General features: G+C 74.3%; 18 protein-coding genes and 1 pseudogene. 5 read left to right on the top strand and 14 right to left on the bottom strand.

The window, feature by feature from the left end; genetic code table 11:
• Nucleotides 1-5: 5 nt before the first annotated feature.
• The 3 genes from RND61_RS03835 to RND61_RS03825 form a co-directional block, all read right to left on the bottom strand.
• Complete coding sequence (locus tag RND61_RS03835) at nt 6-1,037, bottom strand: 3-oxoacyl-ACP synthase III family protein (RefSeq protein WP_315876218.1); 1,032 nt, start codon at nt 1,035-1,037, stop codon at nt 6-8.
• A gap of 100 nt (nt 1,038-1,137) precedes the next feature.
• Complete coding sequence (locus RND61_RS03830) at nt 1,138-2,031, bottom strand: SDR family NAD(P)-dependent oxidoreductase (RefSeq protein WP_315876216.1); 894 nt, start codon at nt 2,029-2,031, stop codon at nt 1,138-1,140.
• Nucleotides 2,032-2,043: 12 nt separating this feature from the next.
• The gene (locus RND61_RS03825) at nt 2,044-2,214 is read right to left on the bottom strand and encodes a hypothetical protein (RefSeq protein ID WP_315876215.1); all 171 of its coding nucleotides are present in this window, start codon (nt 2,212-2,214) and stop codon (nt 2,044-2,046) included.
• 248 nt (nt 2,215-2,462) lie between these two features.
• Between RND61_RS03825 and RND61_RS03820 the strand changes: the two genes are divergently transcribed.
• Nucleotides 2,463-3,335: a spermidine synthase gene (locus RND61_RS03820; protein ID WP_315876214.1), complete on the top strand. Its 873-nt coding sequence runs from the start codon at nt 2,463-2,465 to the stop codon at nt 3,333-3,335.
• A gap of 55 nt (nt 3,336-3,390) precedes the next feature.
• Here the strand turns inward: RND61_RS03820 and RND61_RS03815 are convergent, their stop codons facing one another.
• Nucleotides 3,391-3,930 (bottom strand): hypothetical protein, encoded by a 540-nt coding sequence (locus RND61_RS03815; protein WP_315876213.1) that lies wholly within the window; start codon nt 3,928-3,930, stop codon nt 3,391-3,393.
• Between the two features lie 141 nt (nt 3,931-4,071).
• Between RND61_RS03815 and RND61_RS03810 the strand changes: the two genes are divergently transcribed.
• Nucleotides 4,072-4,758 (top strand): response regulator transcription factor, encoded by a 687-nt coding sequence (locus tag RND61_RS03810; protein WP_315876212.1) that lies wholly within the window; start codon nt 4,072-4,074, stop codon nt 4,756-4,758.
• Nucleotides 4,755-6,143 carry a sensor histidine kinase gene (locus tag RND61_RS03805; RefSeq protein ID WP_315876211.1) on the top strand — a complete coding sequence of 463 codons (1,389 nt, stop codon included), beginning with the start codon at nt 4,755-4,757 and terminating at the stop codon, nt 6,141-6,143. Before RND61_RS03810 ends, RND61_RS03805 begins: the two co-directional genes overlap by 4 nt.
• Nucleotides 6,144-6,368: 225 nt before the next feature.
• Here RND61_RS03805 and RND61_RS03800 read toward each other — a convergent pair whose 3' ends face one another.
• The 8 genes and pseudogenes from RND61_RS03800 to RND61_RS03765 form a co-directional block, all read right to left on the bottom strand.
• Nucleotides 6,369-7,784, bottom strand: coding sequence for a GH1 family beta-glucosidase (locus RND61_RS03800; RefSeq protein ID WP_315876210.1), 1,416 nt, complete (start codon nt 7,782-7,784; stop codon nt 6,369-6,371).
• 56 nt (nt 7,785-7,840) lie between these two features.
• Complete coding sequence (locus RND61_RS03795; RefSeq protein ID WP_391652838.1) at nt 7,841-8,770, bottom strand: carbohydrate ABC transporter permease; 930 nt, start codon at nt 8,768-8,770, stop codon at nt 7,841-7,843.
• A 63-nt stretch (nt 8,771-8,833) separates the two neighbouring features.
• Nucleotides 8,834-9,802: pseudogene (locus RND61_RS03790) on the bottom strand (carbohydrate ABC transporter permease); the annotation flags it as partial.
• On the bottom strand, nt 9,799-11,139 hold the full coding sequence (locus tag RND61_RS03785) for an ABC transporter substrate-binding protein (RefSeq protein ID WP_391652836.1): 1,341 nt from the start codon (nt 11,137-11,139) through the stop codon (nt 9,799-9,801). The pseudogene RND61_RS03790 and the gene RND61_RS03785, both read right to left, overlap by 4 nt.
• A gap of 147 nt (nt 11,140-11,286) precedes the next feature.
• Entirely contained in the window at nt 11,287-12,732 is a 1,446-nt protein-coding gene (locus RND61_RS03780; protein WP_315876208.1) for a GH1 family beta-glucosidase, read from the bottom strand.
• 95 nt (nt 12,733-12,827) lie between these two features.
• The gene (locus tag RND61_RS03775) at nt 12,828-13,676 is read right to left on the bottom strand and encodes a carbohydrate ABC transporter permease (RefSeq protein ID WP_315876207.1); all 849 of its coding nucleotides are present in this window, start codon (nt 13,674-13,676) and stop codon (nt 12,828-12,830) included.
• A gap of 3 nt (nt 13,677-13,679) precedes the next feature.
• The gene (locus RND61_RS03770; protein WP_315876206.1) at nt 13,680-14,687 is read right to left on the bottom strand and encodes a carbohydrate ABC transporter permease; all 1,008 of its coding nucleotides are present in this window, start codon (nt 14,685-14,687) and stop codon (nt 13,680-13,682) included.
• A gap of 462 nt (nt 14,688-15,149) precedes the next feature.
• Nucleotides 15,150-16,505, bottom strand: coding sequence for an ABC transporter substrate-binding protein (locus RND61_RS03765; protein ID WP_315876205.1), 1,356 nt, complete (start codon nt 16,503-16,505; stop codon nt 15,150-15,152).
• Between the two features lie 513 nt (nt 16,506-17,018).
• On the opposite strand from RND61_RS03765, the gene RND61_RS03760 reads away from it, so the two are divergent.
• On the top strand, nt 17,019-18,047 hold the full coding sequence (locus RND61_RS03760; RefSeq protein WP_315876204.1) for a LacI family DNA-binding transcriptional regulator: 1,029 nt from the start codon (nt 17,019-17,021) through the stop codon (nt 18,045-18,047).
• Between the two features lie 84 nt (nt 18,048-18,131).
• Nucleotides 18,132-18,614, top strand: a complete 483-nt coding sequence (locus RND61_RS03755; protein WP_315876334.1) for a GNAT family N-acetyltransferase — start codon at nt 18,132-18,134, stop codon at nt 18,612-18,614.
• Between the two features lie 84 nt (nt 18,615-18,698).
• Here the strand turns inward: RND61_RS03755 and RND61_RS03750 are convergent, their stop codons facing one another.
• Together RND61_RS03750 and RND61_RS03745 are read right to left on the bottom strand one after the other, a co-directional pair.
• Nucleotides 18,699-19,085, bottom strand: coding sequence for a VOC family protein (locus tag RND61_RS03750; protein ID WP_315876203.1), 387 nt, complete (start codon nt 19,083-19,085; stop codon nt 18,699-18,701).
• Nucleotides 19,086-19,440: 355 nt separating this feature from the next.
• Nucleotides 19,441-21,177, bottom strand: a complete 1,737-nt coding sequence (locus tag RND61_RS03745; protein WP_315876202.1) for a glycoside hydrolase family 6 protein — start codon at nt 21,175-21,177, stop codon at nt 19,441-19,443.
• Nucleotides 21,178-21,446: the final 269 nt, after the last annotated feature.

Here is a 21,446-nt window from a genome sequence, read left to right as displayed (position 1 = left end):
GGTCCTCACAGCCGCAGTACGACGAGCCCGGCGCTGCTGCCCGCGGCCATGCCGAGCAGGGCGACCAGGTCGCCGGGGTGGGCCCGCCCCTCGGCGAGGGCCCGGGTGAGCTGTAGGGGCAGTGAAGCGGCGGCGACGTTGCCGTGGTCGGGCAGGGTCGCGATGAGCTGCCGTTCGTCCACGCCGACCCCTGCGTCACAGAGGTCTTGGGCGTCGCGGGACATGACCTGGTGCACGCCGACGAAGGCCAGCTCCCCGGCCGTCAGGCCCAGGTCCCCGAGGAGCGTGAACACGCGGGGCACCAGGACGTGCATGCTCTGCCGCAGACGGGCGCTGTCCATCCGGAAGTAGCGGTGTTCCTCGTCCGGCTCCGCGAGTGAGGCGCTGCCGCCGTAGAGGAGGGTCGCGCACGGCCAGGCGCTGGAATCGGCGGCGAAGCGGCAACCGAGCACACCCGGCGCCCCCTCGGTGGCCCTGACGGTGCTGAACAGCAGCGCGGCGCCGGCATCGGAGAATCCGTAGGACGGGAAGGCCCGGGTGAAGGCGGCCGGGTCGGGAACCGCCAACCGGGTGGCACGAGAGGGGGTCTCCCCGCAGGTGATCAGCGCCCTGCGGTAGGGGCTGGCACCGTTCAAAAGCGCCTGGCACACCTCGATCGCGTTCAGCACGCTGTTGCAGGCGTTCTTCACGTCGAACGCCGGGCAGGAGACGCCCAGTTGGTCAGCCACCATGTGACTGGTGGCCGGTTCGACCATGTCCTGGCTGCTGGAGGCGAAGATCAGCAGGTCGATGTCGTCGGGTGAGACCCCGCTGTCGGCCAATGCCTTGCGGGCCGCATGGACGGCCAGGGCGGACGGCTGCTCGTTCGGTCCCGCCAGGTGCACACCACGCACGCCGGTCAACTGCGTCACCAGGCCCCTGGGAGGGGTGAACGACTTACTGGCGATGTCGATCTGCTCTTCTCGTTCACCGAGCGGAACCCATCGCTCCGGAAGGTGGACCGCCACCGCCTCCAGCCGCGCACGCCAACCGATCATGCGGGGACGTTAACAACGCGTGTGGTGGGCGGCGTCGCCACTCGCCGACGCGTCACCGCCACACCACCTAACCGGCTCAGTCGGGTCCGGTCCGTCGCTCTCACGCCTGTGGCAGACCCATCAGACGCGTGAAGCGCCGTTCCAGCGCCGTAGGGGCGCGCAGGCCCGCGAACGCTCTTTTCACCTGGTCGCCGACCGCGTACGGGAGGACGGTGTCCAGGGTCGTGCCGATCCGGGGCACCGCCCCCACGCGGTAGCAGGCCCGGGGCCTCTCGGCCTCGAGTGCCTGCCGTACGATCCGGGCCGCGTTCCCCGGCCCCGGATAGCGCTTCGACTCCCGCAGGCTCGCCGCCAGCGCCCGGTAGCAGGCGCTGTACTCGTCGCACACCGCGCTCGGGCGGCCGATCTCCTGCGCGGCGTGCTCCAGCAGGGCGCTGGCGTGGAAACTGGGCTCCACCAGCGACACGTGGACGCCAAAGGCCCGCGTCTCCATGCGCAGCGCGTGCGTGAGCGCGTGCAACCCCGCCTTACTGGCGCTGTACCACCCGGCGAACGGCAGCACGACGCGGGCCGCGGTCGACGAGACGTTGACGATGCGGCCCTCTCCACGACGCCGCATCGCGGGCAGCACCAGCCGGGAGATGCGGGCCGGGGCGTGGACGTTGACCTCCATCGCCAGCCTGGCCTGTACCTCGTCCACGTCCTCCACCGCGCGGGGCACCGTGACACCGGCGTTGTTCACCACTGCCCACGGGCCGCCCCCGGTACGGGACGCGATCTCGTCGAACACCTCTCCGCAAGCCGCCGCGTCGGTCACGTCGAGCACGAGGCACCGCATGCGCAGGCCCTGCTCCTCCGCGCGGGCCGACAGCTTGTCCGACTTCTCCTGGCTACGCGCCGTCGCGAAGACCTCGTAGCCCGCCCGACACAGGCGCACGGCGGTCTCCAGCCCGATACCGCTGGTGGCACCCGTCACCACCACACTTCGCCCCATGGGGGTACTCCCTTAGTCGACACCCGATACCTTCCTGCGGCGCCCGCCCGGCAGCCGCCCGGCGCGCAGCCAGGGCCGTGCGTCGCACACCACCTGCCACACGTAGGCGCACGCCACAGGCGCGGTCACCGCAACGACGGCCACCAGTACCGCCGGGTTCGCCATGCGATGCCTACTGCTCATCCGGAACACCTCCTGCGACGGAGCGAAGACCGACAACCAACGCTCCCCGGCTTTCCACCTGCCGAAAGCCCGCCATCCGGCTGAACCTCGCCCCGGAGGGACGGGCCCGCCACGTGTGTGCCGTGGCCGTACACCCGACCGCGCAGCAGATGCTGTTCGTCCTCGCCGTTCTTCCAGCCGGCGCTCCGGTCGCCCGCCGCGGTGCGGGGCCGTGCCCGCCGCGCCGCCGGCGGGCCGATAATGGACGGGTGGCGAGGAACAGGCAGCGGGGCGGGCGGGCGGCCGTGGCGGAGACGGTCAGCGAGGCCGTCGACGGCGGCGTGGCCGAACTGGTGCCCGACCGGGAGCGGCCACGGGCGTGGACCCTGCTCATCGACGGCGCGCCGCAGTCGCACGTCGACCTCGACGACCCCGCGCACCTCGACTTCGCGTACCAGCGCCGCCTCGGCCACGTCGTCGACCTCGCCGCGCCCCCCGGGCGTCCCCTGCACGCCGTGCACCTCGGCGGCGGGGCGTTCACCCTCGCCCGGTACGTCGCCGCGACCCGGCCCCGCTCCACCCAGCAGGTCGTGGAGATCGACGCGCCGCTCGTGCGGCTCGTGCGGCGGGTCCTGCCGCTCGACCCCGCCGCCCGGATACGGGTGCGCGGCGGCGACGCCCGCGCCGGGCTCGCCAAGCTGCCGGACGGCTGGGCGGACCTGGTGATCGCGGACGTGTTCAGCGGCGCCCGCACCCCCGCCCACCTCACCAGCACCGAGTTCCTCACCGAGGTGCGGCGCGTCCTCGGGCCCGGCGGGCACTACGCCGCGAACCTCGCCGACGGGCCGCCGCTGGCCCACCTGCGCGGCCAGATCGCCACCGCCGCCGCGCTCTTCCCCGAACTGGCGCTCGCCGCCGACCCGGTCGTGCTGCGCGGCCGTCGCTTCGGCAACGCCGTCCTGGTGGCCTCCGACGCGCCGCTGCCCGTCGCGGAGTTCACCCGCCGCGTGGCGGGCGACCCGCACCCGGGCCGGGTCGAGCACGGGCGGGCGCTGGCCGACTTCACGGGCGGCGCCGCCCCCGTGACGGACGCCGCCGCGAAGGCGTCCCCGGAGCCGCCGCCCTCCGTCTTCCGCGACTAGGGCGGCCCTTCGCGGCCGGGGCGCCCGGGGCGGTCCCGGCCCGCCGCGCCGTCCGCTACGTACGGCGGTCGTCGACCTCCACGCGGGGCGCCGAGTCGTGCCAGACGCAGAACACCGAGACCTCCCGGCCGTCCCGCGTGAACGTCACCCGGATCCAGCGCTCCTGCTTCCACACCTGCATCTGCCACCCCGACGCCGGTGTCGCGGACACCAGCTCGGCCGACGTCTCGCCGAGGTCGAACGCCACCCGGCCGCCGTCGACGGCGTAGCTCCTCACCGACCCGGCGGTCGGCGCCGCGGACGGGGGCGGCGGGGCGGACGTACGGCTCCGGTCCGGCGGCGCCGGGGACGCGGCGGGGGACGCCGGGTCCGGGCGCGTCGCGGGCGCCACCTCCGGCGCGGACGGGGACGGGGAGTCCTGCGGCTGCCACGTCGCCGGCGCCCACGGCTCCGGGGCCGCCCCCGTCAGCGGCAGGGCGCTCGGCCGGTCGTACACCGTGCCGGACATCACCGTGCGCACGCCCCACCACGAGAGGGCGACCGCCGCGCCCGTGGCGAGCAGCCACGCCAGGGCGTGGACCAGTCCTCTTCGCATCCGGGCATACTGCACCACCCCGCCGGCCCCTCCCTCCGCCGGGGCGCCCGCGGCGGGCGCCGGGCGCGTCCGGTGCTCCGCCCCCGGCCCCCTCCCGGTACCCGTGCCTCCGGTTCCGCCGCATGGCGTACGGTGCCGCCCATGGCAAGTGTGCTCGTGGTCGAGGACGACCAGTCCGTGCGCTCCGCCCTCGTTCGGCACCTGACCGGGGCGTCCCACGCGGTGCGGGGCGTCGGCACGGCCCTGGAGGCGCTGCGCGAGGTCGACCGGCACCGCTTCGACGTGGTCGTCCTGGACCTCGGCCTGCCCGACCTGGACGGGGCGGAGGCGCTGAAGGTGCTGCGCGGCACCACCGACGTACCGGTGATCATCGCGACCGCGCGGGACGACGAGGCGGAGGTCGTACGGCTCCTCAACGACGGCGCCGACGACCACCTCACCAAGCCGTTCTCCGCGGAGCACCTGTCGGCGCGGATCGCCGCCGTGCTGCGCCGGGCGCGCGGTGCCGGGGAGGCGCCGGCCGACACGGCCGTCCGGGTCGGCGGCCTCGCCGTCGACCCGCTGCGCCGCCGGGCCGAACTGGACGGCCGGACCCTGGACCTGACGCGCCGCGAGTTCGACCTGCTGGCGTTCCTCGCCCGGCGGCCCGGCGTCGTCGTGTCGCGCCGGGAGTTGCTCGCGGAGGTGTGGCAGCAGGAGTACGGCGACGACCAGACCATCGACGTCCACCTGTCCTGGCTGCGCCGCAAACTGGGCGAGACCGCCGCCAGCCCCCGCTACCTGCACACGCTCAGGGGCGTCGGCGTGAAACTGGAGCCGCCGCGGTGAGGTGGGCGCTCGTCAAGGTCGCGCTGGCCGTCACGACGATGGTCGTCCTCGCCTTCGCCGTCCCGCTCGGCCTGGTCATCGAGGAGCTGGCCCGCGACCGCGCCTTCGGCAACGCCGAGCGGCAGGCCGCCGCGATCGGCCCCACCCTGTCCGTCACCACCGACCGGGCGGCGCTGGAGCGCGCCGTCGCCTCCACGCAGGCCGGGGCGGACGGGCGCATGGCCGTGCACGTCCCGGCGCCGCCCGGACGGCCCGGGGCCGTCGCCCTGGAGATCGGCGCGGGCCGGGCCGCCGGGGCGGACCTGGCGACCGTACGGCGGGTGCCGCGGGCGTCCGTCGCGGAGGTGGCCGGGGGGTGCGTGCTGCTCCAGCCGATCGCGCTGGGCACCGGGCAGATCGCCGTCGTCGAGGTGTTCGTCCCGCAGGGCGAGCTGACCCGCGGGCTCGCCACCGCCCGGCTGGTCCTCGCCGGGGTCGGGGCCGCCCTGGTCGTCGGGTCGGTCGCGGTCGCGGACCGGCTCGGCGTCCGCGTGGTGCTGCCCGCCCGGCTCCTCGCGCGCGCCGCCCACGACCTGGGCGAGGGCCGGCTGGACGCGCGCGTACCGGAGGAGGGGCCCGCCGAACTGCGCTCCGCGGCCGTCGCCTTCAACTCCATGGCCGCCCAGGTCGTCCGGCTCCTCGCCAACGAGCGGGAGCTCGCCGCCGACCTGTCGCACCGGTTGCGCACCCCGCTGACGGTGCTGCGCCTCAACGCCGCCTCGCTCGGCGAGGGGCCGGCCGCCGACCAGACCCGCGCGGCCGTCGAGCAACTGGAGCGGGAGGTCGACACGATCATCCGCACCGCGCGCGAGGCCAAGCCGCAGACGACGGCGGCGGCCGGACCGGGCGCCGGCTGCGACGTGTCGGAGGTCGTACGGGACCGGATGGCGTTCTGGTCGGCGCTCGCCGAGGACGAGGGCCGCGCGGCGCGGCTGGCCGGGGTCGAGCGTCCCGTGCGCGTCCCCGTCGCCCGCCCCGAGCTGGCCGCCGCGCTGGACGCGTTGCTCGGCAACGTCTTCCGGCACACCCCGGAGGGCACCGCGTTCGCGGTCGACGTGCACCGCGGCGACGACGCGGTGCACGTGCTCGTCTCCGACGCCGGGCCCGGCATCGCCGACCCCGAGGAGGCGCTCGCCCGCGGCAACAGCGGGGCGCGCGACGGCTCGACGGGGCTCGGCCTGGACATCGCGCGCCGCGTCGCGGAGTCCACGGGCGGCGACGTGCGCGTCGGCCGCTCCGTCCTGGGCGGCGCGGAGGTCCGCGTCCGGCTGGGCCCGGGCGTCCGCCCCGCCGCCCCGCCCGCCCGCCGTGCCCGCCGCGTGCGGCGCCGCGGCGCGCCCGCGTGAACCGGCCGCGCGGGCACCCGCGTCCGGCTGCGGGTCGGTGCGAGTCGGTGCGGGTCGGTGCGGGCCGGTGCGGGCTGGCAGGGGTCGGTGCGGGTCGGTGCGGGCTGGCAGGGGTCGGTGCGGGTCGGCGGGGGTCGGTTCCCGCACCGCCGCGCGGCCCGCGCCGTCCGCGCGCCGCGCGTCCCGGCCGCCACCCCGGTCGGGACGGCGGCCGGGACGCGCCCCTCACGGCACGACCGGGTCCGGCAGGACGCCGGTGCGGGCGAGCCGCGCGTACCAGCGGGCGCTCGCCTTGGGCGTGCGGGTCTGCGTCGCGTAGTCGACGTGCACGATGCCGAACCGCTTGGAGTACCCGTACGACCACTCGAAGTTGTCCAGCAGGGACCACACGAAGTAGCCGCGCACGTCGGCGCCGTCGGCCAGCGCCCGGTGCAGGGCGGCGATGTGGCCGTGGAGGTAGCGGACGCGGCGGACGTCGTGGACGGTGCCGTCGGGGGCGGGCCGGTCGGGGTAGGCGGCCCCGTTCTCGGTGACGAGCAGGGGCAGGCCCGGCGCCTCCCGGCTGTAGTGGGTCAGCAGGTCGTACAGGCCGGTCGGGTCGATGCCCCAGCCCATGTCGGTGCGCTCGCCGGGCTGCTGGTGGAAGGAGACGCCGTCGGCACCCGGCCAGGGGGAGTGGGCGCTGGCGCCGTGGCCGTCGTCGGCGGTGGAGGCCGGGCCGCCGGTGGCGGCCGACACGACGGTCGGCGCGTAGTAGTTGATGCCGAGCGAGTCCAGGGGGTGGCGGGCGATGGCGGCCAGGTCGTCCGCCCGGACGAAGGACCAGTCGGTGAGGTGCGCGGTGTCGTCGAGGAGGTCGTCGGGGTACGCGCCGTGCAGCAGCGGCCCGGTGAAGACCCGGTTGGCGAGCGCGTCGATGCGGCGCCGGGCGTCCCGGTCGGCGTCGCTGTCCGTCCGCGCCCTGACGGCGCAGGTGTTGAGGCTGATCGAGAGCTGGGCGCGGGCGGGCAGGGCGGCCCGCAGGGCGTGTGCGGCGAGGCCGTGGGCGAGGTTCAGGTGGTGGGCGGCGCGCAGCGCGTCGACGGGGTCGGTGCGGCCGGGGGCGTGGACGCCGGAGCCGTACCCGAGGAAGGCGCTGCACCAGGGCTCGTTGAGCGTGGTCCACCGCTCGACGCGGTCTCCCAGCGCGTCGGCGACGAGCCCCGCGTAGTCGGCGAACCGCTGGGCGGTGTCCCGCGCGGGCCAGCCGCCCTCGTCCTCCAGGGCCTGCGGCAGGTCCCAGTGGTAGAGGGTGAGGACGGGCGTGATGCCGCGGTCGAGGAGGTCGTCGGCGAGCGCGCGGTAGAAGTCGAGGCCCTTCTGCACGGCGGGGCCGCGCCCGGTCGGCTGGACGCGCGGCCAGGAGACGGAGAAGCGGTAGGCGTTGACGCCGAGCTCCGCCATCGTGCGGACGTCGTCGGGCGCGCGGTGGTAGTGGTCGGCGGCCACGTCACCGGTGTCGCCGCCGAGGGTGCGGCCCGGGGTGTGGCTGAAGGTGTCCCAGATCGACGGCCCGCGGCCGTCCTCCTGGGCGGCGCCCTCGATCTGGTACGCGGCGGTGGCGGTGCCCCACAGGAAGCCGGGCGGGAAGCTGACGGACAAGGAGGATCTCCCAACGGGTCGGGACGGGGGTACGGACGGAGGGGCGCGCGTGGGGGTCAGCCCTTGACGGCGCCCCGCATGATGCCGCCGACGATCTGCCGGCCGAAGGCGGCGAAGACGAGGAGGAGCGGAAGCGTGCCCAGCAGGGCGCCGGCCATGACCACCGCCTGGTCGGGGACGTAGCCGCGGCCCAGGCCGGTGAGGGCGACCTGCACGGTCGGGCTGCCGCTCTGGGTGAGCGCGATGACGGGCCAGAAGAAGTCGTTCCACGCCATCACGAACGTGAGCATCGCCAGGACCGCCATGGCGGGCCGCGCCGCCGGGAAGACGACGTGCCACACGATCCGCCACGCGCCGGCGCCGTCGACGCGGGCGGCCTCGACCAGTTCGCCCGGCAGCGCGCCGAGCAGGTACTGCCGCATGAAGAACACCCCGAAGGCGCTCACCAGGGCCGGCAGGATCACCGCCTGGAGCCGGTCGGCCCAGCCGAGCCGCGCGACCAGCAGGTACAGCGGGACGGCCGACAGTTGCGGCGGCACCATCATCGTGCCGACCACCACCAGCAGCAGCGCCCGGCGGCCCCGGAACCGCAGCTTGGCGAAGGCGAAGCCGGCGAGGGTGGAGACCAGCACGGTCCCGGCGGCGACGGTCCCGGCGACGAACGCCGTGTTGCACAGCGCGGCGCCCAGGTGGGCGTCGGTCCAGGCGGTGGAGAGGTTGCCGGCGAGGCGGTCGCCGAACCAGAGGGGAGGCGGCGTCCGGGCGAGCCGGGTGGTGTCGGCGGAGGCGGCGACCGCCGTCCACAGCAGCGGGAACAGCGAGACGGCGGTGACGCCGGCCAGGACCGCGTACGTGAGCGCCCCGCCGCGCCGGGGACGGCCCGCGCGCGTACGGGGACGGCCCGGACGGGGACGGCCCGGACGGGGACGGCCCGCGCGCGTACGGGGACGGCCCGGCCGGGCGCGGGGGGCGGGCGGCACGCGCATGTCGGCGGCCCCTTCCCGTGCCGCCGCCCGGTCCCGTGCCGCCGACTTGGTCCGTGCCGCCGATCGGGCCCGCGCCAGGCGGGCGGTCGCCCCCGTGGCCAGCGCGAGCAGGACCAGCAGCAGGAACATCGTCCACGCGATGGCGGCGGCCCGGCCCAGGTGGAAGTTGACCCACCCCTGCTCGTACAGGTAGAGGCCGAGCGTCTGGAACTGGTGGTCCGCGCCGCCGGTCGCGCCCGCGCTGCCGTTGAACAGCAGCGGTTCCCCGAAGAGCTGCGTCGCGCCGATCGTGGCGACGACGCAGGTGAACAGGATCGTCGGCCGCAGCGCGACCACCGTGACGTGCGCGAACTGCTGCCACCGGGACGCGCCGTCCAGCTCCGCCGCCTCGTACAGCTCGGGCGGCACGGACTGGAGCGCCGCCAGGTAGATCAGCGCGTTGTAGCCCGTCCACCGCCAGACGACGATCGTCGACACCGCGAGCTGCGACGTCCAGCGGCCGCTCTGCCAGTCGACCGGACCGATCCCGGCGAGGTCCAGCAGCCAGTTCACCATCCCGTGGTCGCGGCCGAACAGCAGGACGAAGACGAGCGTCGCGGCGGCGACGGAGGTGGCGTACGGGGTGAGCACGGCGACCCGGAAGAACGTCGAGCCGCGCAGCCGGTGGTGCAGCAGGTGCGCGATGCCCAGCGCCATCAGCAGTTGCGGCACGGTCGACAGCAGCCCGATCGTCACCGTGTTGCGCAGCGCGTTCCAGAAGAACTCGTCGGCCGCCAGCCGGGAGAAGTTCCGCAGCCCCACCCACTCCATGCGGGTCGGGGAGGTCAGTTCGACCCGGTGCAGGGCCGCCCAGCCCGTGTAGAGCAGCGGGAACAGCCCGAAGGCGAGGAAGAGGACGAAGAACGGCGCGAGGCAGGCGTACGGCGTCCACCGCCCGTCCGGTCCGTGGCCCGCCGCGGCCGGTCCGCCCGCCGGGCCCTTCGCGGACGCGGACGCGGGGACGGGTGCGGCGGACGCGCGGGGCGCGCTCACAGGTCGAGGGCGTTGTCGATGGTCCGCACGGCCGACCGCCACGCGTCCGCGGGCGACGCGCCCCGCTGTTCCACCTGGAGCATCCCCACGTCGGCGAGGTTCTGGGCGATGACCAGGTCCTTCGGGCCGAGGACCGTCACCGGTACGCCGCGGGCCGCGCGGGAGAAGATCTCCCCGATCGGCGCCCCGCCGAAGTACGGGTGCCGCGCCCCCGCGACGGACGGCCTCCGGTACGCGGCGGACGCGCTGGGGAAGCTGCCGCGCCGCTCGAACAGCGTCGCCTGCTGCGCGGGCGCCGTCAGCCAGGCCGCGAGCCGTACCGCCTCCGCCCGGTGCCGGCCCGCCCTGGGGACGACCAGGAACGAGCCGCCCCAGTTCCCCGGCCGGGGCGCCGCCGCCACGTCCCACCGGCCGCGCCCGGCGGGGCCCGCCTTGTCCTGGATGTAGCCGAGCATCCACGCGGGGCAGGACACGGTGGCGAAGGCGCCGTTCGCGAAGCCCTGGTCCCAGGCGGGGGTGAACTGCTGGAGCCGTGCCGTCAGCCCGCCCGTCGCGAAGGCCGCCGCCACCGACCACGCCTCCCGCACGGCGGGGCTCGACCGGTAGGAGACGGTGCCGTCCACGTCGTAGAACCGCCGGGCACTGGACCCGGTGATCGCGGCCATCACCCCGGACGCCGAGTCCGTGAAGGCCGTACCGGCGGGGGCGTTCGCCCGGTAGCGCCGTCCGACGGCCAGGTACGCCCGCCAGCCGCCCGCCCACAGCCGGCCCACCTCCGCCCGGGCCGTGGGCAGCCCGGCCCGGGCGAACAGGTCCTTGCGGTAGCAGACGGCCTGCGGCCCGACGTCCGTGCCGAGGGCGACGGTCCTGCCGTCCCGGGTGGTCCCCTGCGCCCACTTCCACGGCAGGAAGTCCTCCTTCCGCACGCCTTCGGCCGTGCCCAGCTCCACCAGTCCGTCCGCCTGCGTGGCGGTGATCTCGGCGATGTTGTTCACCTCGACGGCCTGGACGTCGGCGAGGCCGCTGCCGCTGCCCAGGTGGGTGAGGAGCTGCGGGTAGTAGTTCTCGTTCCGCGCGATCGACGTCTGCTCGACGACGACGCCGGGACGCAGCCGCATGTACGCGTCGTACAGGCCGGCCTCCCGGTAGCCGAACGACCCGAAGACGCCGACCGTCAGCCGGATCCGGCCGTCGGTCCCGGCGCCGCCGCCCGCGCAGCACCCGGCGAGCAGGACGGCGGCGAGCCGGGTGGCGGCGCGGGCGCGGGGGCCGCGCCGGCCGCCGCGGCGGGAGCGGGGGCGGCTGGGGGACCCCGCCCCGCGGGTGCGGCTGCGCATCGCGTCCTCCCAGTACGGAACCTCCACCACGAACGAGGACGATTCTGTACGTACCGGGCGCCGCCGCCGCGCTCCCGCCGGGGCGTGTCACGCGGCGCCGGAGCGGGTCACCCGCCGCCGGGCCGGGTCACACGGCACCGGAGCGGGTCACACGACCGCCTCCGGCGCGGGGAGCTGCCCGCTGCGCGCCACCCGCGCGTACCAGTGGGCGCTCGCCTTCGGGGTGCGCACCTGCGTCTCGTAGTCGACGTGGACGGCGCCGAACCGCTTCTCGTACCCGTACGCCCACTCGAAGTTGTCCAGCAGCGACCACAGGAAGTACCCGCGCACGTCCGCGCCGCTCTCCACCGCCTGGTGCACCGCCTCCAGGTGGCTGTGGACGTACGCGATGCGCTCCGGGTCGTGGACCGCGCCGTCCGGCCCGACCGCGTCCTCGTACGCCGCGCCGTTCTCCGTGATGTACAGCGGAAGCTCCGGGTACTCCCGCGTCAGCCGCATCAGCAGGTCGTACAGGCCCGACGGGTCCACCGACCAGCCCATCGCGGTGAGCGCGCCCGGCGGCTGGTGGAACGCCACCTCGTCCGCGGCCGGCCACGGCGAGAAGGAGCCGCCGCCGTGCCCGCCGTCCGCCATCCCCGGCTGGGCGCCGCCGGCCACCGACACGACCGTCGGCGTGTAGTAGTTGACGCCCAGGAAGTCCAGCGGCTGGTGCGCCGTCGCCGTGTCGCCGGGCCGGACGAACGACCAGTCCGTCAGCCGCGCGGTGTCGGCCGCCAGGTCCTCCGGGTACGCCCCGTCGAGCATCGGGCCGAGCCAGACGCGGTTGCCGACCGCGTCGATCCGCCGCGCCGCGTCCACGTCGCCCGGCGCCTCCGTCAGCGGTCTGACCTGGTGCAGGTTGAGCGACACGCCGATCTCGGCGCGCGGCGGCAGGGCCGCGCGCAGCGCCTGCACGGCCAGGCCGTGGCCCAGGTTCAGGTGGTGGGCGGCGCGCAGCGCGGCGACCGGGTCGGTGCGCCCCGGCGCGTGCACCCCGGAGGCGTACCCGAGGAACGCGCTGCACCAGGGCTCGTTGAGCGTGGTCCACCGCTCGACGCGGTCGCCCAGCGCGTCCGCGACGAGCGCCGCGTACTCCCCGAACCGCTCCGCGGTGGCGCGCTCCGGCCAGCCGCCCGCGTCCTCCAGCTCCTGCGGCAGGTCCCAGTGGTACAGGGTCAGCGCGGGCTGGATGCCCGCCGCGAGCAGCTCGTCGACGAGGGACCGGTAGAAGTCGAGGCCCTTCTGCACGGCCGGGCCGCGCCCGGTCGGCTGCACCCGCGACCAGGACACCGAGAAGCGGTACGCGGTCAGGCCCAGCTCCTTCATCAGCCCGACGTCGTCGCGGAACCGGTGGTAGTGGTCGACGGCCACGTCACCGGTGTGGCCGCCGAACACCTTGCCCGGCGTGTGGGAGAAGGTGTCCCAGATGGAGGGCGTGCGGCCGTCCTCGGCCGCGGCACCCTCGATCTGGTACGCGGCGGTGGCGGCCCCCCACAGGAAGCCGGGTGGGAACTGGCGGGTGGCGGTGAGCGGCCGGACTTCGGACGCAGTCATAGAGAGCGCTCCCAACGAGGAGAGGAATGGATGACGGGGGGATGGGGGGAATGGGGGGACGGGGGGAGGGGCGGCGCGGGCGGCGCCCGGGCGCGTCAGCTCTTGACCGCGCCCGAGGTGATGCCGCCCACGATGTGCTTGCCGAGCAGGGCGAAGACCACCAGCAGCGGAACCGTGGAGATCAGCGCGCCGGTCAGCACGATGGCCTGGTTGATGGTGTGGTTGCCGGAGCCCAGGCCGGCGAGCGCCACCTGGAGCGTCGGGTTGCCGTCCGGGGTCAGGGCGATGAACGGCCAGAAGAAGTCGTTCCACGCCTGGACGAAGATCAGCATGCCGAGCACGGCCATCGCGGGCCGCGCCACCGGGAACACCACGTGCCAGATGATCCGCAGGCTGTGGGCGCCGTCCATGCGGGCCGCCTCGACCAGCTCGATCGGCAGCGCCTCCAGCAGGTACTGCCGCATGAAGAACACGCCGAACGCGGCGACCAGCGACGGCAGCACCACCGACTGCAGTTGGTCCACCCACCCCAGGTCGGTGATGATCTGGTACAGCGGGATGACGCTGAGCTGCGGGGGGATCGTCATCGTCGCCACGACCAGGGCGAGCAGGACGTTGCGGCCCCGGAAGGGCAGCTTGGCGAAGGCGAACCCGGCGAGCGTGGAGAACACGACCGTGGACGCCGCCACGAGCCCCGCCACGATCGTCGTGTTGATCAGCGCCTCGCCCATGTCGACCTGGTTCCAGGCGAAGGTGAGGTTCTCGAACAGCCGCGGCCCGGGCAGCAGCGGCGCCGGCGCCTCGACGACCCGCTCGCCCGTGTGGGACGCGGCGACGAGGTTCCAGTACAGGGGGAAGAGGGAGACCAGGGCGGCCAGCCCGAGCAGGACGTACGTGACGGGGCCGGCGTGGTGCTGCCGCCCGGCCGCTTGCTTGAGCTTCATGGTTCAGGCCCCCTGCTTCTTGCGGTTGACGCGGCCGGCGAGCAGCCGGAGGCCGCCGATGAGCAGCAGGAGCAGCAGCATCACCCAGGCGATGGCCGAAGCCTGCCCCAGCGCGCCGGTCATCCAGCCCTTCTCGTACATCAGCAGGCTCAGCGTCTGGAACTGGTTGCCGCTGCCGCCGCTGATGCCCAGGCTGCCGCCGAACAGCATCGGCTCACCGAACAACTGGGTCGCGCCGATGGTCGAGACGACGATGGTGAAGAGGATCGTGGGGCGGATGGACGGGATGGTGACGCTGATGAACTGCCGCCAGCGCGACGCCCCGTCGAGCGAGGCCGCCTCGTACAGGTCCTGCGGGACGGCCTGCATCGCGGCGAGGTAGATCAGCGCGTTGTACCCGGTCCACCGCCACGTCACGATCACCGAGATGGCGATCTGGGCGGGCCACTTGGAGGACTCCCAGCTGACCGGCTCGAAGCCGACCCAGCCGAGGATCGTGTTGATCAGCCCGTAGTCGCTGTTGAACAACTGGGCGAAGACGAGGGTCGCGGCGGCGATGGAGGTGGCGTACGGGGCGAGGACGGCGACGCGGAAGAAGCCACGGCCGCGCAGTTTGTAGTTCAGCAGGTGCGCCAGGCCCAGCGCCATGAGGAGCTGCGGGACGGTCGAGAGGACGCCGATGGTGAAGGTGTTGGCGAGCGCGTTCCAGAAGAAGTCGCTGTCCCACAGGGCGGTGTAGTTGTCGAAGCCCCGCCACTCGGGTTCGCCGCCCAGCTCCACCCGGTGCAGGGAGAGCCAGCCCGTGTAGATCAGCGGGAACAGCCCGAACGCCGCGAAGCAGAGGAAGAACGGCGAGACGAACGCGTACGGGGTCGCCTTGAGGTCCCAGCGGTAGAGCTTGCTGCGCCAGCCGGTGCGGGCCGGGGGCGGTGTGGGTTTCCGGGGTGCGGAGGGCGGCGGCGTGGCGGGCGGCGATGTGCCGTCGGCCGCCGCCTGGACGGAGGTGGCCACGAGGGGCGTCCTTCCAGGTCGGTGCGTACGTCGGGGAGGCTGCCGGACGGTCCCGGCGCCCGGGGCGCCGCCCGCCCGCGCACGCGTCCGGCCGCGAGCCGTGCGGGCGCGGGCGCGCGTGCGGGGTGGCGGGCGGTCGATCGGCGCGGGCGGTGCGGACGGCGCGGGCGGTACGGGCGGTGCGGGGCCCCGCGGCCCCGCGCGCGGAACGCGCGGTCGCCGGGCGCGCCGGACGGACCCGTCCCCGCCGAGGCGGGGCGGACGCTCCCGTCGGGCCGGGTGGTTCCGTTCCTGCCGGGCCGGGCGGATCCGTCGCCGTCGGGCCGGGAGGCCCGTCCCCCACCGGGCGGGGTGGACGCTCCCGTCAGGCCGGGCGGGCCCGTCCTCGGGGACACGTGCCGCCCGGCCCCGCACGCGGCCGGCCGCGCGGCGGGGGAGCGCCGGGCGGCCGGACCGGACCGCCTACTGGGCGATCTTGTCGTCGATCAGCTTCTTCACGTTGTTCCACGCCTGTTCGGGCGAGGTGCCGCGCTGTTCGATGTCGAGGATGCCGTTGTCGGTGATGAAGGTCTTCACCTGGCCGTCGTGGCGGCTGACCGGCGCCGGGGTGATCCCGGCCGCGGCCGACGAGTAGATCTTGCCGACGGGGGTGTCGCCGAAGTACTCGATCTTGGCGTTCTGGACGGTCGGCGAGGCCAGGGTCTCCTTGGTGGAGGGGATGTTGCCGTTGACGCCGAAGACCTTGGCGTGCTGCTCGGGGGCGGTCAGCCAGGCGGCCAGCTTGGCGGCCTCCTCGGCGTGCTTGCCGGCCTTCGGGACGGCGAGGAAGGAACCGCCCCAGTTGCCGGCGACGGGCGGGGCGGCGATGTCCCACTTGCCCTTGTTGGCGGGGCCGGCCTGGTCCTTGATGATGCCGGTCATCCAGGACGGGCAGGCGACGGTGGCGAACTTGGAGTTCTTGAACCCGGCGTTCCAGGTGCCCTTCTCGTCGAACTGGCGCAGCTTGGCGGTGATCCCGCTGCCGGCGGCCTCGACGGCGAGGTTCCAGGCGGTCTTGACGCCGGGGCTGTTCTCCCAGTCCAGCTCGCCCTTGTCGTTGGCGTACTGCTGGGGCTGGCTGGACAGCACGGCGTTGAACAGGCCGCTGGCGGAGTCGTGGAAGGCGGTCCCGGCGGGCGCGTTGCGCTGGTAGTTCTTGCCGGTGGCGACGAACTTCGCCCAGTCGCCCGCCCACAGCTCGGCGACCTGGTCGCGGTTGGTGGGCAGCTTGGCCTTGGCGAAGAGGTCCTTGTTGTAACAGATGGCCATGGGGCCGATGTCGGTGCCGAGGGCGATGACCTTGCCGTCGGCGGTGGTGGCCTGCTTGATCTTCCAGTCCAGGAACGCGGACGTGTCGGCGCCGCCGGTCTTCGACAGGTCGACCCACTTGTTGCCCATGGTGGGGCCGATCGCCTCGGCGATGTAGCCGACCTCGATGGCCTGGATGTCGGCGAGGCCGCTGTTGCGGGAGAGGCGCAGCTTCAGGGTGTCCCAGTACTTCTGGCCGTCGGCGACGTTCGACTCGACGATCTTGATGTTGGGGTTCAGCTTCTCGTACTCGGCGTAGAGCTTGGCGCCGTTCTCGTTGTCGTAGCCGAAGGACCCGAAGGTGCCGATCCGCAGGGTGATCTTCCCGTCGTCGCCCGCGGCCGTGCCGGAGCCGTCGCCCCCGCTGTCGCTGCACCCGGCGATCAGGGCCGCGCAGGCCATGAGGGCGGTCGCCGCGAGTGCGGGGCGACGTCTGCGGGCCAGGTCACGGGTACTGCTGGAAGTGCGCATTCTCCACTCTCCTCGTCCAGGGTGGTGCTGGTTGTGCGCCGGGTGGGGCTGGGGGCCGGGACCGGGACCGGGGTCCTGTGCGGTCCTCCGCCGGCCCCTCGTGTGGTCGTGATCGTGCGGATCGGATCGGTGTGCTGCGGCTCACGTGCCGATGGGGACACGTGTCCGTGGGAGCGCTCCCACGTCGTATGCCCGGAAGGTTGCTGCCTGGCGGGTACGGGTGTCAAGAGATGAACGCGAATTGTTGCGGGAGGGGTGGGCGGGCGTCCGCGCTGCGAGGACCGCCTTCAGTTCCTCAAGGCGCCCGCTGGAGGTGGACGCCACGATCCGCTAGCGTGGGAGCGCTCCCACTACCCAGGGTCAATTTCCGGGTCTCCCGCTTGGGGTCGAGGAGGGGGGCAGGCTCTACTTTGACTGCATCAGAAGCTTCGCGGCCCGGCGGGCGCGCGGCTTCCCGGTTTCCCGCCCGTCGGCGGGCCGGCGGGCTGAGGACTGGACGGGAGACGTGACGCGATGGCGGTGAACGGACGGCAGGGGAGCAGGCCCACCCTGGAGGAGGTCGCGGCCCGGGCCGGCGTCGGCCGGGGCACGGTGTCGCGCGTGATCAACGGTTCGCCGCGGGTCAGCGACCGCGCGAAGGCCGCCGTCTCCCGCGCCATCGCGGAGCTGGGGTACGTGCCGAACCGCGCCGCCCGCGCCCTGGCGGGCGCCCGCACGGACGCGGTGGCGCTGGTGATCCCGGAGACGGAGGCGCGGCTGTTCGCGGAGCCGTACTTCCTCGACATCATCCGCGGCGTGAGCGCCGAACTGGCCGACGCGGACAAGCAGCTCCTGCTCACGCTGATCCGGTCCCGCAAGGAGCGCCAGCGCTTCGAGCAGTACCTGGCGGCGCAGCGCGTCGACGGGGTGCTGCTCGTGTCGGTGCACGCGGACGACCCGCTGCCGGACCTGGTGCGGGAGCTGGACATCCCCGCGGTCCTCAACGGCCGCCGCTCGGAGGCGGAGCCGGTGGCGTACGTCGACTCCGACAACGTGGGCGCGGGCCGCTCGGCGGTGGCGCGCCTGGCGGAGGGCGGCCGCCGCCGCATCGCCACGATCACGGGCCCGCTCGACATGTACGTGGCCCGCTGCCGCCTCGACGGCTACCGCCAGGGCCTGGCGACGGCGGGCCTGGCCGCCGACGAACGGCTGGTCGCCGCAGCCGACTTCACCGAGGAGGGCGGCCGGCGGGCGATGCGCGAGCTGTTGGAGCGGTGCCCGGAACTGGACGCGGTGTTCGCGGCGTCGGACGTGATGGCGGCGGGCGCCCGGGTGGCCCTGCGCGAGGCGGGCCGCCGGGTCCCCGACGACGTGGCGCTGATCGGCGTGGACGACTCGGCGGTGGCCCGTCACATGGACCCGCCGCTGACGAGCGTCCGCCAGCCGATCGAGGAGATGGGCCGCGTGATGGCCCGCGTCCTGCTCCAGGAGATCACCGGCACGACGGCGGAACCGCGCCAGTTGGTCCTCCCCACGGAACTGGTCGTCCGCGAATCGGCCTGACCCCGACCCGGCCCGGGCGGCGCGCCGGAGAACCCCTGGGGCGGGGCCCGGTGGGGCGGTGAGGGTCCGGGCACGGCTGACGTGCTGCGACTCGTGGAGATCACCCCCGACAACGTCCTGGAGGCGTGCGCGCTGCGGGTGCGGCCCGGGCAGGAGGGGTTCGTCGCGCCCGTCGCGCGGTCGCCGGCCGAGGCGTACGCCTCGCCGGACGTGGCCCGGCCGCGGCTCGTGTACGACGGCGACCGGCTCGTCGCGTTCGTGAGGGGCTTCTTCGGCGTCCGCTTCGACCCCGACGACCCCCGTGACCGCCCCCGCAGCGGCCCGTGGCGGCCGGCCGTCTCCGCCGGCCACCAGGGCCGGGGGTACGGGCGGTTCGCCGTCGGGGCCGTCTGCGAGGAGGTCCGCCGCCGCGGGGGGAGCCGGGTCACCGTGAGCTGGAAGCCGGGCGGGCACGGCCCCGAGGGGTTCTCCACCGGGCTCGGCTTCCGTCCGACCGGTGGGGTGAGCGGCGACCAGGTCGTCGCCGAACTCGACCTCGGCCCCGCGGCCCAGGTGCAATGCCCCTGACTTAACGGCGCGCACGCGCCTCTGACCTGAGGCGATGTCCTCACCGGTGGGCTCTGGAAGGCTGCGAAGTCACCGGCATCGGGCCTAGGCGGGACGCGCGTACGGGCGGGTCATGATCTCCATGTTGTGCCCGTCGGGGTCGTCGAAGTAGGCGCCCCGGCCGCCGAAGAGGCGGTTGATCCGCCCGGGCTCGGTGTGGTGGGGGTCGGCGTAGTACGTGACCCCGGCCGCCCGGAGCCGGTCGATCATGAGGTCGAACTCCTCGTCGGGGACGAGGAACGCGTAGTGCTGGGACGCGACCGGCGTGCCGTCCGCGTCGTGGAAGTCCAGCGTCACGCCGTTGCCGGTGTCCACGGGGATGAACGGCCCGAACGGCGCCCCGACCTCCAGCCCGAGGATCCCGGCGAGGAACTCGGCGGAGGCCAGCTTGTCGGAGGCGTGCACGACGGTGTGGTTGAGATCGGCGGTCATGGTGACTCTCTCTCGTGGGTGCGCGGAGGAGGAAGGAGCGGGGAGGCGCGCGCACGGCGGCGCGCGGCACCCCGGGCGGGCCCCTGGCCCGCCCCGCCCTCACGAGGAGGCCGGGGACTTCTCTCGTTCGTGGCCCATGGCCGACCCGGCAGTCACGCCCCCGACCCTAGCCCCGCGCCCCGCCCCCCACAACGCGGTTCCGGCCGCTTCGGTGTCCGAAGCCGCCGGTCCGCCCCGCAGGGCGCCCCCGCCGACCCGCGCCCGCGGTGACCGCGCCGCGGACGTGCGGAGCCCCCGCACCCGGGGGTGAACCAACACCGGGTGCGGGGGCTCGTTCAGGAGCCGGCTCTGGCCGTCAGAGCGCCGGGTAGGCGTTCCTCAGCAGCTCCTGGAACTGGGCCGAGAACCAGTGGCCCGAGACGGGGGCGTCCGGGAGGGCGCCCGACATGTTGTTGTTGTTCCGCGGGTTGCCCGTGTACGTCGGGTCGCACATCCGGTCGAAGCCCTTGCCCTCGTTGTTCGGGATGGCCTTGCTCGACCCGTCGGACTCACCCGGAGGCTTCATCCAGACGTACGCGTCGATACCCGGCTCCGGGTTGGCCTTCGGCCGCTCGCCGAGGCCCGCACCGGCCTGGTTGCACCAGTTGCCGAGGTGGATGCGGCGGTCGTAGCGTCCGCCGTCGACGTACGTGTCGACGTTGGTCTTCGCGCCCGGGCCGGTGGGCCGGGCCGCGCCGCCCCAGCCGTTGCGGGACGTGTCGATCAGCATGCCGAGCTTCGGGTCGAAGCCGATGCGGACCAGCTCGGCCCGCATGGCCTGCGCGTACGACAGCTCGTCGGCGTAGCGGTTCCAGTCGACCCACTTCGAGGTGCGCACCGACTGGCCGTTGACCGTGTCGTCGACCTTGAAGTTCTCCTCCTTCAGGGCGCTGTAGTTCGCCGTGTTCACGATGAAGCCGTGGACGTTGGCGACCGTCGAGCCCTCGGCCGTCGCCGCCTGCTTGAAGATCTGGGCGGAGGCGCCGAAGTTGTCGTCCCAGCCGAGCCAGCCGTGGTGTCCGGCGTCGACGTAGTTGTAGACGTTCTTGACCGCGCCGAGCTTGGCCAGGGCGTAGCCGACACCCTTGACGTAGTTGCCGTTCGCCTTCATGACGTCGCAGTTCGGCGTGGCGGTCGGGCGCGGGGTGACGTTCGTGACCAGGTTCGGCAGGCTGTCGATCTCGACCGTCGTGACGATCCGCAGGCCCGCGTACTTCGGGTCGGAGAGGATCTTCGCGATCGGGTCGATGTACTCGGTCTTGTACCGGTCGATCTCCGTCGGGCCCAGCTCGCCGTTGGAGGCGAGGGCGGCACAGTCGCGGCCCGGCAGGTTGTAGATGACGAGCTGGATGGCGAGCTCGCCGCTGCCCTTCTGGCGCAGCGCCTCGTCGAGGTGGTCGCGCAGGCCCATGCCGCCGTTGACGCCGTTGATCGCGGCGATCCGGTCCAGCCAGACACCGGTCGGCTGGTTGGAGACCTTCGTACCGCCCGGCTCGGCGGCGGCCTTCGCCGACCACTCCGGGTTGACGTACACCTTGGCGCCCGCGTACGGGTTGTCGACGCGGTCGCCGACCGGCGGCGGGTCGGTGGGCGGCGGGTCGGACGGTCCCGGAACGCCGTTGCAGACCACGCCGTTCAGCTTGAACACGGTCGGCACGGCGTTGGTGCCGCTGTACGAGCCGTTGAAGCCGAACGAGGCCGTGGCGCCGGTCGCCAGGGCGCCGTTCCACGAGACGTTCTTCGCGGTGACGGCCGCGCCGGACTGGGTGATGCCGGCGTTCCAGTGCTGCGTCACCTGCTGGTTGCCGCCGAACGACCACTCCAGCGTCCAGGCGCTGACGGGGTCGCCGGTGTTGGTGACGGTGACGTTCGCGCCGAAGCCGTTGCTCCACTGGTTGGTCACGGTGTAGTCGACCTTGCAGCCCGGGGCGGCGGCCCCGGCGGGGGAGGACAGCGCGGTCGCGGTGGCGCCGGCCGTGACGAGCAGGGTGGAGGCGGCCAGCAGAGCGGTTCTGCGGCGGGGAGGTGACTGGGTGGTGCTGGTGCGGCTCATGGGGGTGGGGTTTCCTCTCTGATTCCTCTGTGTTCACTGGGGTGTTGCTCGGTTCCCCGGTGGTGCTCCGGGCAGGCGCGGGTGCGCCCGGGGCCCGGTGTCCCAGTGGTGCGGGACGCGGCCGGCGTCGGTCGGTCCGCCGGTTCGCGGGTGGAGGCGCGGACCGGTGTCGAAGGCGTGGGGTGCCGTCGTCACCGCTGGTCGGCGCGGGAGTTGACGTGGTGGACGTGCCGGGCGGCGGCGGGATCGGCCGCCGGGCCGGTGGGGCC

This window comes from Streptomyces tamarix (genome assembly GCF_032423885.1).
GTDB classification, from domain to species: domain Bacteria; phylum Actinomycetota; class Actinomycetes; order Streptomycetales; family Streptomycetaceae; genus Streptomyces; species Streptomyces tamarix.
The sequence above is the reverse complement of the archived record's forward strand: the minus strand, read 5'-3'. Positions and strand labels throughout refer to the sequence as shown.

Excerpts from the sequence above, each read along its gene's own strand:
- RND61_RS03835 (WP_315876218.1), bottom strand. The coding sequence starts at position 1,037 with ATGATCGGTTGGCGTGCGCGGCTGGAGGCGGTGGCGGTCCACCTTCCG.
- RND61_RS03830 (WP_315876216.1), bottom strand. The coding sequence starts at position 2,031 with ATGGGGCGAAGTGTGGTGGTGACGGGTGCCACCAGCGGTATCGGGCTG.
- RND61_RS03825 (WP_315876215.1), bottom strand. The coding sequence starts at position 2,214 with ATGAGCAGTAGGCATCGCATGGCGAACCCGGCGGTACTGGTGGCCGTC.
- RND61_RS03815 (WP_315876213.1), bottom strand. The coding sequence starts at position 3,930 with ATGCGAAGAGGACTGGTCCACGCCCTGGCGTGGCTGCTCGCCACGGGC.
- RND61_RS03810 (WP_315876212.1), top strand. The coding sequence starts at position 4,072 with ATGGCAAGTGTGCTCGTGGTCGAGGACGACCAGTCCGTGCGCTCCGCC.
- RND61_RS03795 (WP_391652838.1), bottom strand. The coding sequence starts at position 8,770 with ATGCGCGTGCCGCCCGCCCCCCGCGCCCGGCCGGGCCGTCCCCGTACG.
- RND61_RS03785 (WP_391652836.1), bottom strand. The coding sequence starts at position 11,139 with ATGCGCAGCCGCACCCGCGGGGCGGGGTCCCCCAGCCGCCCCCGCTCC.
- RND61_RS03780 (WP_315876208.1), bottom strand. The coding sequence starts at position 12,732 with ATGACTGCGTCCGAAGTCCGGCCGCTCACCGCCACCCGCCAGTTCCCA.
- RND61_RS03775 (WP_315876207.1), bottom strand. The coding sequence starts at position 13,676 with ATGAAGCTCAAGCAAGCGGCCGGGCGGCAGCACCACGCCGGCCCCGTC.
- RND61_RS03765 (WP_315876205.1), bottom strand. The coding sequence starts at position 16,505 with ATGCGCACTTCCAGCAGTACCCGTGACCTGGCCCGCAGACGTCGCCCC.
- RND61_RS03760 (WP_315876204.1), top strand. The coding sequence starts at position 17,019 with ATGGCGGTGAACGGACGGCAGGGGAGCAGGCCCACCCTGGAGGAGGTC.
- RND61_RS03750 (WP_315876203.1), bottom strand. The coding sequence starts at position 19,085 with ATGACCGCCGATCTCAACCACACCGTCGTGCACGCCTCCGACAAGCTG.
- RND61_RS03745 (WP_315876202.1), bottom strand. The coding sequence starts at position 21,177 with ATGAGCCGCACCAGCACCACCCAGTCACCTCCCCGCCGCAGAACCGCT.